Here is a 267-nt window from a genome sequence, read left to right as displayed (position 1 = left end):
CACATAAACTAGGACATACAAGCCAACTTTCCAATAATACAGATTTTTTATTGGTTGCATCGCCATTTGTGACAGAGTCCACAACTGATAACGGTTATCAAATTTTGCTGAGGTGATATACGGTTTGCCTTTTACCGTCGTTTCTATGCTAAACACTTCCTCAGAAGATTTAAGTGTTTGCTTTGTTTTACCTGTTTGCTCTATCAAAGCATTACCCGATAACCCCAATGCCTCTTTAGTCTGGGTTTTTATATAACTTGCTATATC

1 pseudogene is annotated in these 267 nt (G+C 37.1%); it reads right to left on the bottom strand.

Annotation, left to right across the window (positions count from 1 at the left end):
• A pseudogene (locus tag AAEY62_RS22730) lies at window positions 1–267 on the bottom strand (bifunctional diguanylate cyclase/phosphodiesterase); the annotation flags it as partial.

Source organism: Pseudoalteromonas sp. GW168-MNA-CIBAN-0100 (assembly GCF_040309225.1).
Lineage (GTDB): Bacteria > Pseudomonadota > Gammaproteobacteria > Enterobacterales > Alteromonadaceae > Pseudoalteromonas > Pseudoalteromonas arctica.
Note: the sequence above shows the minus strand (reverse complement) of the source record. Positions and strands in the feature narration are given on the sequence as shown.